The sequence below is a fragment of the Variovorax defluvii genome (assembly GCF_039541515.1).
In the GTDB taxonomy this organism is placed as follows: Bacteria; Pseudomonadota; Gammaproteobacteria; order Burkholderiales; family Burkholderiaceae_C; genus Variovorax; species Variovorax defluvii.
On the sequence record NZ_BAABGJ010000015.1, the window covers coordinates 20,312 to 33,266 of the forward strand.

General features: G+C 69.6%; 11 protein-coding genes. 9 read left to right on the plus strand and 2 right to left on the minus strand.

What is annotated here, in order from left to right:
* Window positions 1–193: 193 nt before the first annotated feature.
* Window positions 194–1,273: an LLM class flavin-dependent oxidoreductase gene (locus tag ABEA07_RS09165; protein ID WP_345537348.1), complete on the minus strand. Its 1,080-nt coding sequence runs from the start codon at window positions 1,271–1,273 to the stop codon at window positions 194–196.
* A gap of 110 nt (window positions 1,274–1,383) precedes the next feature.
* Here ABEA07_RS09165 and ABEA07_RS09170 point away from each other — a divergent pair, with 110 nt between their 5' ends.
* Entirely contained in the window at window positions 1,384–2,340 is a 957-nt protein-coding gene (locus tag ABEA07_RS09170; protein ID WP_345537350.1) for a LysR family transcriptional regulator, read from the plus strand.
* Window positions 2,341–2,345: 5 nt separating this feature from the next.
* Here ABEA07_RS09170 and ABEA07_RS09175 read toward each other — a convergent pair whose 3' ends face one another.
* Window positions 2,346–3,233 carry an SMP-30/gluconolactonase/LRE family protein gene (locus ABEA07_RS09175; RefSeq protein ID WP_345537351.1) on the minus strand — a complete coding sequence of 296 codons (888 nt, stop codon included), beginning with the start codon at window positions 3,231–3,233 and terminating at the stop codon, window positions 2,346–2,348.
* A 405-nt stretch (window positions 3,234–3,638) separates the two neighbouring features.
* Between ABEA07_RS09175 and ABEA07_RS09180 the strand changes: the two genes are divergently transcribed.
* The 8 genes from ABEA07_RS09180 to ABEA07_RS09215 are packed head-to-tail and all read left to right on the plus strand — an operon-like array spanning window position 3,639 to window position 12,813.
* Complete coding sequence (locus ABEA07_RS09180; RefSeq protein WP_345537352.1) at window positions 3,639–4,412, plus strand: enoyl-CoA hydratase/isomerase family protein; 774 nt, start codon at window positions 3,639–3,641, stop codon at window positions 4,410–4,412.
* 2 nt (window positions 4,413–4,414) lie between these two features.
* On the plus strand, window positions 4,415–6,556 hold the full coding sequence (locus ABEA07_RS09185) for an acetate--CoA ligase family protein (protein WP_345537353.1): 2,142 nt from the start codon (window positions 4,415–4,417) through the stop codon (window positions 6,554–6,556).
* Window positions 6,557–6,564: 8 nt separating this feature from the next.
* The gene (locus ABEA07_RS09190; protein ID WP_345537355.1) at window positions 6,565–7,764 is read left to right on the plus strand and encodes an acyl-CoA dehydrogenase family protein; all 1,200 of its coding nucleotides are present in this window, start codon (window positions 6,565–6,567) and stop codon (window positions 7,762–7,764) included.
* 6 nt (window positions 7,765–7,770) lie between these two features.
* A complete protein-coding gene (locus tag ABEA07_RS09195) occupies window positions 7,771–8,730 on the plus strand; it encodes an acyl-CoA dehydrogenase family protein (RefSeq protein ID WP_345537357.1) in 960 nt (319 codons plus the stop codon).
* Between the two features lie 16 nt (window positions 8,731–8,746).
* Window positions 8,747–9,505 (plus strand): SDR family NAD(P)-dependent oxidoreductase, encoded by a 759-nt coding sequence (locus ABEA07_RS09200; protein ID WP_345537359.1) that lies wholly within the window; start codon window positions 8,747–8,749, stop codon window positions 9,503–9,505.
* A gap of 17 nt (window positions 9,506–9,522) precedes the next feature.
* Window positions 9,523–10,752 (plus strand): SDR family NAD(P)-dependent oxidoreductase, encoded by a 1,230-nt coding sequence (locus ABEA07_RS09205; protein ID WP_345537360.1) that lies wholly within the window; start codon window positions 9,523–9,525, stop codon window positions 10,750–10,752.
* A complete protein-coding gene (locus ABEA07_RS09210; RefSeq protein ID WP_345537361.1) occupies window positions 10,749–11,510 on the plus strand; it encodes a carboxymuconolactone decarboxylase family protein in 762 nt (253 codons plus the stop codon). The genes ABEA07_RS09205 and ABEA07_RS09210 overlap by 4 nt, the downstream gene beginning before the upstream one ends.
* A gap of 55 nt (window positions 11,511–11,565) precedes the next feature.
* Complete coding sequence (locus ABEA07_RS09215; RefSeq protein WP_345537362.1) at window positions 11,566–12,813, plus strand: MFS transporter; 1,248 nt, start codon at window positions 11,566–11,568, stop codon at window positions 12,811–12,813.
* Window positions 12,814–12,955: the final 142 nt, after the last annotated feature.

A 12,955-nucleotide genomic window follows, 5' to 3' on the forward strand; every position in this document is an offset into this window, starting at 1 on the left:
TGTTGTGGCTGCGCAATGGATGAAGAACTCAAAAAGAAAAAAGGGTGAGCGGACCGGGCTCGATGGCCATGGCCGGCGCGGCGCCAGGCGGGAGCTTCTTCGCACCCCGCCGGGTGCATGCATGTCGATTCGGCGATGCCGCGATGACGCGATTCGGCGTCTGTCTTGACGCGTCAGGCTTTGCTTCGGCCGCTCAGGCGGCCAGCCTTTCGGCGGCCGGCGCGTTGCGTCCGAGTTCCTTGCGGATCGCGGGGATGATTTTTTCACCCCACAACGCGATCTGTTTGAGCATGGTCTTCTGGTCGAAGTCGCCCAGCTGGGTCTGCAGCGCGATGTGCTTGGGGCGCAGGATGCTGATTTCTTCCAGCATCTTGTCGATGACCTGGTTGACCGAGCCCACGGGCAGGTTGGCGCGCAGCTGCTCCATCGTCGGGTCCGTGGCCGAGGGCACTTCCTTGACCATGTAGCCGTCGTCGGACTGGGCGCGGCGGTACTTCAGGCTCTCGGAGATGCGGCGCTGGAAGCGTGCGCAATCCAGGTACGCGTCGATCTCGGCGTTGCTGTCGGAAGCGTAGGCGCAGCGCAGGAAGCCGAACCTGACGTCGCGATCCAGGTCTTTGCCGTTGTCGGCCGCCACCTTGTCGAGGCGCTCGCGCAGGCCCCGGATGGCCTCGTTGCCGTTGAGCAGCGCGGTCACGAAGAGGTTGTGGTTCTCGCGCACGCCGCGGCCCAGCGGCACCGGATTGCCGGAGGTGATCCATACCGGCGGCATCGGGTTCTGCACGCAGCGCACGGCAATGGAGCTGGGCGGAATCTGGAGGTGCTGACCCTGGTACTGGAAGATCTTCTGGGTCAGGCCCTTGGGCAGGATGTCCAGGAACTCGTTGTAGATGGCCGCCGATTCGGCGATCTTCACGCCGAAGCGCTCGAATTCGAATTCCTGGTAGCCGGAACCGACGCCCAGGTCGAGCCGGCCATTGGAGACGGTATCGGCGAATCCGACTTCCGCCAGGAAGCGGGCCGGCTGGTAGAGTGGCAGGATGCACACGGCGGTGCCCAGGCGAATTCGATTTGTTTTCCCCGCCATGTGCGCCACCATCATCAGCGGCGACGGCGAAAGAGAATAATTGTTGAAATGGTGCTCCGCATACCAGGCCGTTTGAAATCCAGCCTGTTCCGCCGCGACGGTCTGCTCGATGGAATTCTGGATGACCTGTTGCGAAGTCTGGTGGTAGCCTCGCTGCTGGGCAAGAATGAATACTCCGAATTCCATGCAATGTCTCCGCTTCAATAGCATCCGTAAGGGCCGTCGAATTCTAGGTGTGCGGGCCGGAACGGCTATGGCAGAAACTGCAGATCAGAACTGCGGAATCCGGAGGATTCATGGATAGATTGCGCGCGATGGAGCTGTTCCTGTCGATCTCCCAGACGCGGAATTTCTCCGAGACGGCGCGGCGCTTCGGCATCTCGGCCACCGGGGTGTCGCGCATGATCACGGAGATCGAGGAGGAGCTGAAGGTCAAGCTCCTGCTGCGCTCCACCCGCCAGGTGGCGCTCACCGAATCCGGCCAGGAATATGCCCGGCAACTCGAAGGCATCCTCTGGAGCATCAACGAGCTGCAGGCCAACATCACCGCGATCAGCTCGGCGCCGCAAGGCCTGCTGCGCGTGCATTCGCGGGTGATGTTCGGACTTGGCGTGCTGCCGGCGCTGCTGGCCGAATTCCGCAAGCGCTACCCGGACATCCACATCGAGCTGACGCTGACCGAGGCCGCGGTGGACCTGCGGCGCAACCAGTTCGACATCGACTTCCGCATCTCTCCGCCCGTCGAAGCGGGGGTGAAGCGCCGCATGCTGTTCCAGAGCGAGCGCTATCTCGCCGCCGCCCCTGCCTACCTGGCCCGCAAGCCCCCGCTCACCGGGCCCGAGAGCATCCTGGAACACGACTGCCTGGCCTACGAACTGCCGGGCAACCAGTACTGCTGGCTGTTCAAGGAGGAGGAGCGGCTCACCGAGATCGCCTTCAAGCCGCGCCACGTCAGCAACAACGGCATCGCGCTGCTGGAACTGGCCCGGCTCGGCGAGGGGCTGGTGCTGCTGGACGACTACACGGTCCACAACGACCTGCGCCAGGGCACGCTGGTGCGGGTGCTGCCCCAGTTCCGCATCAGCAACAAGGGCTTCGACGAAGGCATGTATGCCACCATCCTCGACACGCCCATCATTCCCGCCAAGATCCGCCTGTTCCTGGATTTCGTGGCCGAGCACGTGGCCGGGCCGGAGCTGCGCTTTTCCGCGCATGGCAAAGCCGCGGGCTTGAGCGTGACGCCGGCGGCGTAGCCGCTTCAAGACCGCAGCGGCAGGCGGCACACCGGTCGCGCCATCCCGCGAAAGCCCAGCCCGGTGATCTTCAGCACCGCGCCATCCAGCGGCCCCGTGGCGCTCAGGCGTCCGCTGTCGCTGAGGGTGGTGACGAACAGCGCGTCCATCTGCGCCCCGCCGAAGCACAGGGCGCTCGGGTAGGCCACCGGCAGTTCGATCCTGTTTGTCAGCCGGCCTTCCATGTCGAAGCGCCCCAGTGCGCCGATGCGCACCAGCGCGGTCCACAGCCCGCCCTCGCTGTCGAAGGCACAACCGTCCGGGCCGGAGCCCAGCGTCTCGGTGCGGACGAACTCGCGCTTGTCCGCCAGGCCGCCGTCGGCTCCGACGGCATAGGAGTAGATGACCCGCGCGGTGCTGTCGGCCACGTAAAGCCGCTGGTCGACCGGGTTCACGCAGGGCCCGTTGGTGATGCCCAGCCCGGTGTCGACCCGGTGCAGGCGCAGCCCCGTGTCGAGCCGGTACAGCCCGCCGAGCGGCGCTTCGCCGGGCTCGCGGAAGACGTGCATGGTGCCGACCACGAAGCTGCCGTCGGCCAGCGAGATGCCGTCGTTCAGGCGCAGATGGGGGTGGCTGTCTTCGATGCGCGCCAGGGTCTGAAGGCGCCCGCTCGGCAGGTGCAGGACGGCGATCTCCTCTTTCAGCGCCAGGACGATCCACTCTCCCTCGTCCCCATTGAAAGCGAAGGAGCCCAGCGGCGCCGGTGCCGTGTGCCGGGCCACGACGGCCCCGGTGTCCGGGTCCAGCGCCAGCACCAGCCCGGCGCGGCAGTCCAGCAGCCACAGCCGCCCGCCGTGCCATACGGGACACTCGCCGAGCGCAGTCTTCAATTCGCCGAGACGTTGAATTTCCATTTGATTTGGGGAATTCCGGGATTGATCGAATCGCACCGGAAAACCATGTCGAATTCCGGATGAATTCATTTCATGATCCATTCCGGGCGACCGGTTGACGCATTGCCGGGGCTCAGGCTTGCCGGCAGGAATCGCCCTGCTTCCCGAATTTTGAAGTTCCCGCATCGTAGCCACCTCGCCCGGCCGTCACCTCTGCATTTTTCGCAGAACACTCCCACAGTTTGAACGCCAATCGATTTGGACCCGATTTCTATAATTCGGCGACCGCACGATACGAGACAAACCGGCGGGAGCATCCGCGCCTGCGCAGCCCCGACTGGACCTTTCCTGCCAACGGGCCGTTTGTCCAGCGCGTGCATTTTTTCTGATTTCCGCCGGCGAGCTGGCTTCTGACAGAGGTGGTCTATGAGTGATGAATGGGTTCGTTTGGAAGTCTCCGCCGACGGCGTGGGACTGGTCACCATGGACCGCCGGCCGGTCAACGCGCTCAGCCGCGAGATGCGCCGCCAGCTGGTCGCCACCTTCGACGCGATCTCCGAGCGCGAGGACATCCGCTGCGCCGTGCTGACCGGCGCCGGCAACGTGTTCTGCGCGGGCGCCGACCTGAAGGACCGCCCCAGCAGCGAGATCGCCGGCGACTTCCTCGAGCACAACCGCATCACGCGCGAGACCGGCAACGCCATCCGCGAATGCGCCAAGCCCGTCATCGCCGCCATCAACGGCGCGGCGCTGGGCGCCGGCTTCGGTCTGGCCGCCGCCTGCGACATCCTCTATGCCTCGGAAAACGCCACCGTGGGCATGCCGGAGATCAACGTGGGCCTGGCGGGCGGCGCCTCCATGCTCAAGACGCTGTTCGGCCGCTCCACCCTGCGCCGCATGTTCTTCACCGGCCAGCGCCTGAGCGCCCACGACCTGCTCAAGCGCAACATCATCGAGGACGTGCTGCCCGAGAAGGACCTGCTGCCCGTGACCCTGGCGCTGGCTCGCGAGATCGCCTCCAAGGCGCCCCTGGCCGTCATCTACGCCAAGCGCGCCGCCAACATGGTGGACGTGATGCCGCAGCGCGACGCCTACCGCTTCGAGCAGGAGTTCACCATGGCCTTGTCGAAGACGGAGGACGCCCGCGAGGCGCGCATGGCCTTCCTCGAGAAGCGTGCACCCGTCTTCAAGGGGCGGTGAGCATGCTGACCCAGGTTCAGGCCGCGCCGGGCGCCGGGCTCGACGCCTTCTTCCAGGCTCGCAGCATCGCTGTGGTCGGCGCCTCCGACGACATCACCAAGATCGGCGGCCGCCCCGTCCAGCTGCTGCGCAAGTACGGCTACGCCGGTGCCATCTATCCCATCAACCCCAAGGGCGGCAGCATCCAGGGCCTGCAGGCCTACGCCTCGGTGCTGGACACGCCCGCCGCGCCCGAGCTGGCCATCCTGGCCGTGCCGGCGGATGCTACCCTCCAGGCGGTGCGCGACTGCGCCGAGCGCGGCGTGCACGGCGTGATCGTGCTGTCGGCCGGCTTCGGCGAGGCCGGCCCCGAGGGCGTCGCCCTGCAGGGCGAGCTGGTGCGCGTGGCGCGCAACCACGGCATGCGCCTGCTGGGCCCCAACTGCCTCGGCGCGGTCAACGTCGTGGACAAACTGGTGGGCTCCTTCTCGATCGCGCTCGAGCAGAGCATGCCGCCCGCCGGCCAGGTGGGCATCGTCTCCCAGTCGGGCAACATCGGCAGCTTCACCATGCGCAACATGGCCGACCGCGGCCTGGGCCTGAGCCGCTTCATCGCCACCGGCAACGAGGCCGACGTGGACGTGGCCGACGGCATCGCCGCGCTGGCCGAGGACGACGCCACCCGCATCATCCTGTGCTGCATGGAAACCTGCCGCCATGCCGGCCGCCTGACCGAGGCGCTGGACATGGCGCGCCGCCGGCGCAAGCCGGTGATCGTGCTGAAGATCGGCGCCACCGAGCAGGGCCAGGCCGCCGCGGCCTCGCACACCGGCGCCCTCACCGGCTCCGACGCGGTCTTCGATGCCGTCTTCCGCCGCCATGGCGTGCTGCGCGTGCGCTCCTTCGAGGAACTGCTCGACGTCGGCCACGCCGCCGTGCTGCTGAGCGATGGCCGCCTGCCGACCACCGATGCCGTGACGCTGGTGGCCGCATCGGGCGGCTTCGGGATCATGATGGCCGACGCCATGGTGGAAGCCGGCATGACCCTGCCCCAACTCGCCGAGACCACCAAGGCGCTGATCCGCGAGGCCGTGCCCACCGCGGGCACGAACAACCCGGTCGACGCGTCCGCGCAAATGTCGGCGCGCCCGGACATCCTGCTGAAGATGCTCACCGCACTGCAGGAAGACGCCAACGGCAGCACGCTGGTGCTGCTGCTCGCCCTGTCGCTCTACAACCCGCGCCTGCGCGGCGTGTACCTCGAGGCGCTCGCGAAGATCCGCGCCAGCCACCCGGACCGGCTGCTCGTCATCATCAGCCAGGGCCCGCCGGATGCAGTCGCCGAGATCAACGCGCTGGGCATCCCCGTTTTCCCCGGCATTCCCGCCGCCGCCAAGGGCCTGGCCGGCCTGGTGCGGCTCGGACAACTCGCCGCCCTGCCCGCCGCCCCGGCTTACCAGGGCCCGGTGGATGCGGTCGACCCGGCCGTCTTCCGCAACGAGTTCCATGCCAAGAAGGCGCTCGCCGCCGCCGGCATCAGCGTGCCGCGCGAAGAGATCGTCGACTCGGCCGAGCAGGCCGTGCGTGCGGCGCAGGCCACCGGCTATCCCGTGGTGCTGAAGATCGCCTCCGAGGACATCGCCCACAAGACCGAGATCGGCGGCGTCGCCCTGAACCTGCAGGATGATGCGGCCGTGCGCGAGGCCTACGACCGCCTGATGGCCAACGCCGCGAAGAACGCGCCGAAGGCGCGCCTGGACGGCGTGCTCGTGGCTCCCATGGTCCGCGGCGGCGTGGAGCTGATCGCCGGCGTCTCGCGCGACCCGGTGTTCGGCCCCGTGGTCATGGTCGGCCTGGGCGGCATCTATGCCGAGATCCTCAAGGACGTCGCGGTGCAGGTGGCGCCGGTCTCGGAGGACGAGGCGCTGCGCATGCTGCGCAGCCTCAAGATGTTTCCGCTGCTCGACGGCGCGCGCGGCCAGGCCAGGGCCGACGTGGCCGCGGCCGCACGCACGGTGGCGCGGCTCTCGGAATTCGCCTGCCGCCATGCGGCCGACGTGGCCGAGATCGACATGAACCCCATCCTGGTCCGGCCGGAAGGCGAAGGCGTCCTGGTGCTGGACGCCCTGATGGTCCCGACTTCCAGCAGCACCCCCGCCCACTGAAGCCTCACATGCACATGGACAAGAACCCGGCCATCCCGGACGCCGCCGCAGGCCCGGCCGTCTACCGCCAGTACGCACGCGAATGGCTGCGTGCCAATCTGCCTGCCCACATGCGTGCGGACAGCCTCGACTACCGCGTCCCCACCCTCGACGAGTGCCGCGACTGGGAAGCCGCCATGTACAGGGCCGGCCTGGCCGGCATGACCTGGCCCCAGGCCTACGGCGGACTCGGCCTCACGCTGCGCGAGCACCTGGCCGTCAACAAGGAAGTGGGCGCGCTGGCCATGCCCGAGAGCGTGAGCTCGATCGGCAAGGAGCTTGCCGGCCCCATCATCCAGACCGTCGGCACCGAGGAGCAGAAGCAGCAGTTTCTGCCGCGCATCCTCTCGATGCAGGACTACTGGTGCCAGGGCTTCTCCGAGCCCGACGCGGGCTCCGACCTCGCGCGCCTGCGGACCCGGGCCGTGCAGGAAGGAGAGCACTGGCGCATCAACGGCCAGAAGATCTGGACCAGCGGCGCGGCCAAGGCTCACTACTGCCTGCTGCTGACCCGCACCGGCACCGTGGCCGACAAGCACCGCGGCCTGCTGATGTTCGCCGTGCCCATGAACACGCCCGGCATCCGCGTGGTGCCGATCAAGTCGATCGACGGCAAGGAGTCCTTTGCCGAGGTCTTCTTCGACGACGTGGTGGTGCCCGACAGCGCTCGCCTGGGTGCGCCGGACGAAGGCTGGAACGCGGCCATCCGCGTGCTCTCCATCGAGCGCGCCACCAACCGCATGTACCGCGCCTGGCGCTTCGAATGCGAACTGCGCCAGCTCGTCGCCGCCTGCAAGTCGGACCCCGCGCTGTCGAAGCTGCTGGACGACGGCTACTACCAGCGCCGCATCGGCGAGGTGGTCGGCGAGATCGACGCCCTCAAGGGCCTGGTGGAGCGCACGGTCGACCTGATGATGGCCGGCGACAGGATCGGCGCCCGCGGCTCGCTCACCAAGCTCTTCTGGTCCGAATGCCACCAGGCCTTCGCCGGCCTCGCGCTCTCGGTCGTGTCGCACGTGAACCCGCGCTCCAGCGCCCTCGCGCAGCGCGCCCGCAAGCACTTCAGCACGGGCTACCTGTTCGCCCGCGCCGAGACCATCTACGCCGGCACCACCGAGGTGCAGCTGGACATCATCGCGCAACGCATCATGAACCTCCCGAAGGACTGAGAAGCTGTGACCGACAACGATCTCAAGCCCGAAGAATTCGCCCAGGCCGCGGCCGAGGCGATCACCGACGCGCAGGGCCGCGGTTTCCGCGAGGCGGGGCAGGTCCTGGCGAACGCCGGCCTCTGCGGCGTATGCGCGCCCGAAGCCGCCGGCGGCCTGGCGCTCGGCATCGAGTTCGCCCTGCCCATCGTGGCCGAGGCCGGCAAGCTGCGCCTGCAGTGGCCGCTGCTCGAGACCATCCTGGCCGCCAAGGCGCTGGGCGACTCCCCGCTCGCGGCCGAACTGGCCGGCGGCGAACGCATCGCGACCTGGGCGCTGGAAGGCAGCCTGGCCGAAGGGCTGGCCGGCCATGCGCGCCACGCCAGGCAATGCGACTGGGTGCTGGTGGCCGACGGCCAGGGCGGCGGCGCGCTGCTCGACCTGGCCACCTCGGTCGAGGTCCGGGAGGACGGCGCGCTCGACCCCGAGCATCCCCAGTCCTGGCTGGACCTGCGGGGCGCCAAGGTGCTGGCCACGCTCGATGCGGCCGCCTTCGCCGCACTCCGGCGCGAAGGGCAGATCCTGATCGCCGGCCTGGTCAACGGTGCCGCCGAGGGCGCGCTGGAGGCCACCGCCGCCTACATGTCGACGCGCGTGCAGTTCGGCCGGCCCCTCTCGGCCAAGCAGGCGGTGCGGCATCTTCTGGCGCGCATGCGGCTGCTGCAGGAGGCCTGCAACGCCGGCATCCACCGCGTGCTGCGACCGGACGAAGACAAAGGCCTGCGCAACACCGGGCCGGTGCTGGCGCAGACCCTGTCGAGCGCGGCCTTCGTGCTCGAGAAGTCCATCCACCTGCACGGCGGCATGGGCTTCACGTGGGAACTGCCGTTGCACCACGCCCTGCGCGAAGTGCGCAAGTTCGATGCGGCCTTCGGCTCGGGCGCCCTCGCCCGCCAGGTCGGACAGGACTTCATCCGCTCCGTGTGACACCCAAGGAATTTTCATGAATCAGGATCTGCAAGGCCGCGTGGCCCTCATCACCGGCGCGGGTGCCGGCATCGGTCGCGAGACCGCGCTCCAGATGGCCGCGCGCGGTGCCGTGGTGTGCGTGAACGACCTCAAGGAAGAACTGGTCGGCCCGGTGGTGAAAGAGATCGAGGCCCGCGGCCAGCGCGCCTTCGGCGTGCCGGTGAACATCGCCAGCCGCGAAGGTATCCGCGAGGCCATCCAGCGTTCCTTCGCGCATGGCGGGCGCTTCGACATCCTGGTGAACAACGCGGCCTGGGTGCGCTACCAGGCCATCCCGGAAATCATGCCGGAGACGGTGGAGCGCATGCTGGACGTCGGCTTCAAGTCCGTCATCTGGAGCCTGCAGGAGGCCGTGGCCGTGATGGACCCGGAGCGCGGCGGGTCGATCGTCAACGTGGCCTCGGTCGCGGCGCTGCGCTCGGCCGCCAACTCGGTGGTGTACTCGGGCATCAAGGCCGGCATCCTGGGCATCACGCGCGCGGCGGCGGCCGAGCTGGGCGCGCGCCACATCCGCGTCAATGCAGTGTGCCCCTCGGCCGTTCCCACCGAAGGCACGCAGCGCAACCGCAATGCCGAGCGCGACGCCAACCGCATCGCCCGCACGCCGCTGGGCCGCCTGGGCACGGTCGAGGACATCGCGCGCAGCATCTGCTTCCTGGCGAGCGACGACGCAGGCTTCATCACCGCGCAGGCGCTCACCGTGGATGGCGGCATCACGCTGACCAACATCTGATCGAGGCCGTGGCGCACATGCCAACGGTCCTGATCACCGGCGCCGCCTCGGGCATCGGGCGCGACACCGCCCGGCTGTTCGCGGCCACGGGCTGGGCCTGCGTGCTGGTCGATCGCAACGCCGAGGCCCTGCAGGCGCTGGGCCGCGAACTGCCCCCGCCGCCCGCCGGCGCGCACGTGCTGCGCGACATCGACCTCAGCGATGCCGCACAGGTCGCCTCCCTGCGCGAGGGCACGCCCGTGCTGGACGCCATCCTCAACAACGCGGGCATGTCCGACGCCTCCAACACGCCGCTGGTGGCGCAGGAGCCGGCGCAGCTGGAACGGCTGCTTGCGCTCAACCTGGCGGCGCCCGCCGCGGTGGTCGACGCATGCACGCCGCTGCTGCGGCCGGGTGCGCGCATCGTCAACGTGTCCTCCGGCGCCGGCCTGCATGCCATTCCCTGGCGCGGCGCCTACAGCCCGAGCAAGGCCGGGCTCATCGCCCAGACGCGCGCACTGGCCGAGGCGCAGCCCGGCTGGTGCGCGGCCGTGCTGGCGCCGGGCTTCGTGCGCACCGAGCTGGTGGACGGCCTGATCCACGCCGGCCGCATCGACCCCGCGCGCGCGGTGGCGAAGATTCCGCTGGGGCGCATGGCCGCGCCGGCGGAGCTGGCGCAGGCGCTCTACTTCCTCGCCAGCCCCGGCGCCCGGCCCTTGAGCGGGCAGGTGCTGGCGGTGAACGGCGGCTCGTCCATCTATGGCGGAAGCCAGGCCTTCGCGCCGGCCGCCCTGCCGGTGCTGCCGCTGGACCTGCCGCTGTGGCTGGAGGTCTGCGGCGGCGACGAGGCGCCTTGGCAAGCGCTGACCGCCGCGAGCACGTCCGCCGGGCAAGGCCGCTACGCCGCCTGCCTCGACCTGTCGCCCCTGCATGCGGGGCCCGCCGGGCTGCTACGCGCCGTGCACGCCGCGGCCGTGCGCTTCGCCGCACGCCATGAGCAACAGGCCAGCCTGACCCTGCTGCTGCCGCAGGCGAGCCCCGGCCGCTGGCAGGACGCAGGCGATGCCGCGGCGGCGCACATGCTGGTCGCCACCCTCGCCTGCGAGTGGGGACCGCGGGCCTTGCGCATCAATGCGCTGGAAGTGCCGCCGTCCTTCGAGCCCTCTGCCCTGCACCCGCTGCTGCGCTACGCCTGCGGCGCCGCTGCCCAGTACCTCACGGGGCAGACCGTCGCCGTGCGCACGGACGCGCCACGAGAAAGCCCATGAGCGCGGACCCTTCCCCGACCGATCGGAAGCGCGAGCCCGAACTCGCGCGGATCCGAGCCTTCTTCATCGCCCAGCGCGGCTACTGGCGGCCCTGGACCGAGACCATGCTGCAGGTGAACCCCGCGTTCGTGGAGCAGTACGCACGCTACGCCGGCCACCCCGCGCACACCGGCCCCCTCAGCGAACGCATGGTGGAGCTCATCTACGTGGGACTGGACGCCTCGTCCTCGCACCTGTTCGAGTCCGGCCTGCACACCCACATGAAGCGCGCGCTCGAGGTCGGCGCGACCCCGGCCGACATCTTCGACGTGCTGCATCTCGTGGCCGTGCAGGGCGTGGCCGGCGTGTGCCAGGCCGCCGACATCCTGGACGAGCTCGCCGGCCCCGGCGCCGCGCCCGTGGACCCGGCCCTTCAGGCCCGCATCGGCAGGTTCGGCAACGCCCACGCGCTGGGCCTGGACGCCCTGGCGCGGCTGGACCCCGGCTACGTGGACGTGCTGCTCGACTTCGTGGAGCAGGGCCGCCCCGGTGCAGGCCTGAGCCCGGCCGAGCGCAGCCTGGTGCAACTGGCCCTTCATGCCTGCTTCACGGCGTTCAATCCCAGGGCGGTACGGCAGCTCATCGCGACCGCGCTGTCGCAAGGCCTCAACCGCGCCGAGCTGCTGCAGGCCATCCAGATGGGCGCGCACCTGGCCGTGCACGGCAGCGCGCTGGGCGCCAACGTGTTCCGGCAGATGCCGCCGTCATCGGGCGAGTAGCCCAAAGACACCGCGCGCCCGTCGGACGCGCGGCGGCAGCACAATGGCGCGCTGCATGAACGTCTCCCTCCCGAACACATCACCACCCCGGCCCGGCATGGGCCTGCTCGCGCGCGTCAGCGCGGCGCATTTCGTCAGCCACCTGCACATCCTGGCGCTGCCGGCCCTCCTGCCCGTGCTGCCGGCCTTCCTCGGCGTCGGATTCGTCGAACTCGGCCTGGCACTGAGCGTCTTCAACATCGTGTCGGCACTGGTGCAGGCACCGCTGGGATTCGCGGTGGACCGCTTCGGCGCGCGGCGCGTGCTGCTCGCCGGCCTGGCGCTCGGCAGTGCGAGCTTCGCCTCGCTCGCCTTCCTGCACAGCTATGCGTGGCTGCTCGTCGCGATGGCATTCGCGGGATTGGCCAACGGTGTCTACCACCCGGCCGACTACGCCATGCTGTCCGCCGGCATCCAGGAGTCGCGGCTGGGCCGGGCCTTTTCCGTGCACACCTTCTCCGGCTTCCTGGGCGGCGCCATCGCACCGGCCATGCTGTTGAGCATCCATGCGGTGGGCGGCGTGCCATGGGCTTTCGGCGCGACGGCGCTGGCGGGCCTGATCGCCTGGTTCACGGTGTGGATGAGCCGCGAGCCCGTGGCTGCGCAGCGCGCCAGGCCGGCGCAGCGAACGGGTACGGCGCGGCCGCACGGACGCCCGCTCGGCGTCCTGACGCCAGCCATCGCAGCCCTCACCCTGCTGTACGTGTTCCTCAACCTGAGCACCGGCTCGATCGAGAAGTTCTCGGTTTCCGCCCTGGTCGGCGGCTATGGCCAGACCCTGCCCTGGTCCAACACCGCGCTGACCGCCTTCCTGTTCGCCAGCGCCTTCGGCGTGCTCGCCGGCGGCACGCTGGCCGATCGCACGCGCCGCCACGGCCTGGTCGCGGCCGCTGCCTTCGCCGGCGCCGCGGTGCTGACCGCGCTGGTAGCCTGGGGCGGACTGCCGCCGGTGGCATTCGTCCTCTGCCTGGGCGTCGCGGGTTTTCTCACCGGGATGATCGCGCCCTCGCGCGACATGCTCGTGCGTGCCGCCGCACCGCCCGGCGGCGAAGGCAAGGCCTTCGGCATCGTGTCGACCGGCTTCAACATCGGCGGCGCCGTCGGCCCGGCCTTCTTCGGATGGCTGCTGGACCGCGGCCACTTCAGCGCGATCTTCTGGGCCGCGGTGGTCTTCATGGCCATCACGGTCGGCTTGACACTGCTGCAGGAACGCGGCGCCGCGCGGCGGCGTTCGGCTTCGGTGCCGCGAGCGGTCGCGGGGTAAGCGGACCGACGGGAACGCGCGGTCCGCTTCCACGGCGCCCGTGGCCGACCATGGCGGCGGCCCTGCCCCGGAATCGCTGAGCTTTTTCGCCGTCGCGCAAGGCGTCTTCCCCGGCTTGCCATCGAGCCCGGCGCCCCGGAGA

What these genes read in the sequence shown, in the direction of transcription:
- ABEA07_RS09165 (WP_345537348.1), bottom strand. Translation starts at nt 1,273, where the DNA reads ATGGAATTCGGAGTATTCATTCTTGCCCAGCAGCGAGGCTACCACCAG.
- ABEA07_RS09170 (WP_345537350.1), top strand. Translation starts at nt 1,384, where the DNA reads ATGGATAGATTGCGCGCGATGGAGCTGTTCCTGTCGATCTCCCAGACG.
- ABEA07_RS09175 (WP_345537351.1), bottom strand. Translation starts at nt 3,233, where the DNA reads ATGGAAATTCAACGTCTCGGCGAATTGAAGACTGCGCTCGGCGAGTGT.
- ABEA07_RS09180 (WP_345537352.1), top strand. Translation starts at nt 3,639, where the DNA reads ATGAGTGATGAATGGGTTCGTTTGGAAGTCTCCGCCGACGGCGTGGGA.
- ABEA07_RS09185 (WP_345537353.1), top strand. Translation starts at nt 4,415, where the DNA reads ATGCTGACCCAGGTTCAGGCCGCGCCGGGCGCCGGGCTCGACGCCTTC.
- ABEA07_RS09190 (WP_345537355.1), top strand. Translation starts at nt 6,565, where the DNA reads ATGCACATGGACAAGAACCCGGCCATCCCGGACGCCGCCGCAGGCCCG.
- ABEA07_RS09200 (WP_345537359.1), top strand. Translation starts at nt 8,747, where the DNA reads ATGAATCAGGATCTGCAAGGCCGCGTGGCCCTCATCACCGGCGCGGGT.
- ABEA07_RS09205 (WP_345537360.1), top strand. Translation starts at nt 9,523, where the DNA reads ATGCCAACGGTCCTGATCACCGGCGCCGCCTCGGGCATCGGGCGCGAC.
- ABEA07_RS09210 (WP_345537361.1), top strand. Translation starts at nt 10,749, where the DNA reads ATGAGCGCGGACCCTTCCCCGACCGATCGGAAGCGCGAGCCCGAACTC.
- ABEA07_RS09215 (WP_345537362.1), top strand. Translation starts at nt 11,566, where the DNA reads ATGAACGTCTCCCTCCCGAACACATCACCACCCCGGCCCGGCATGGGC.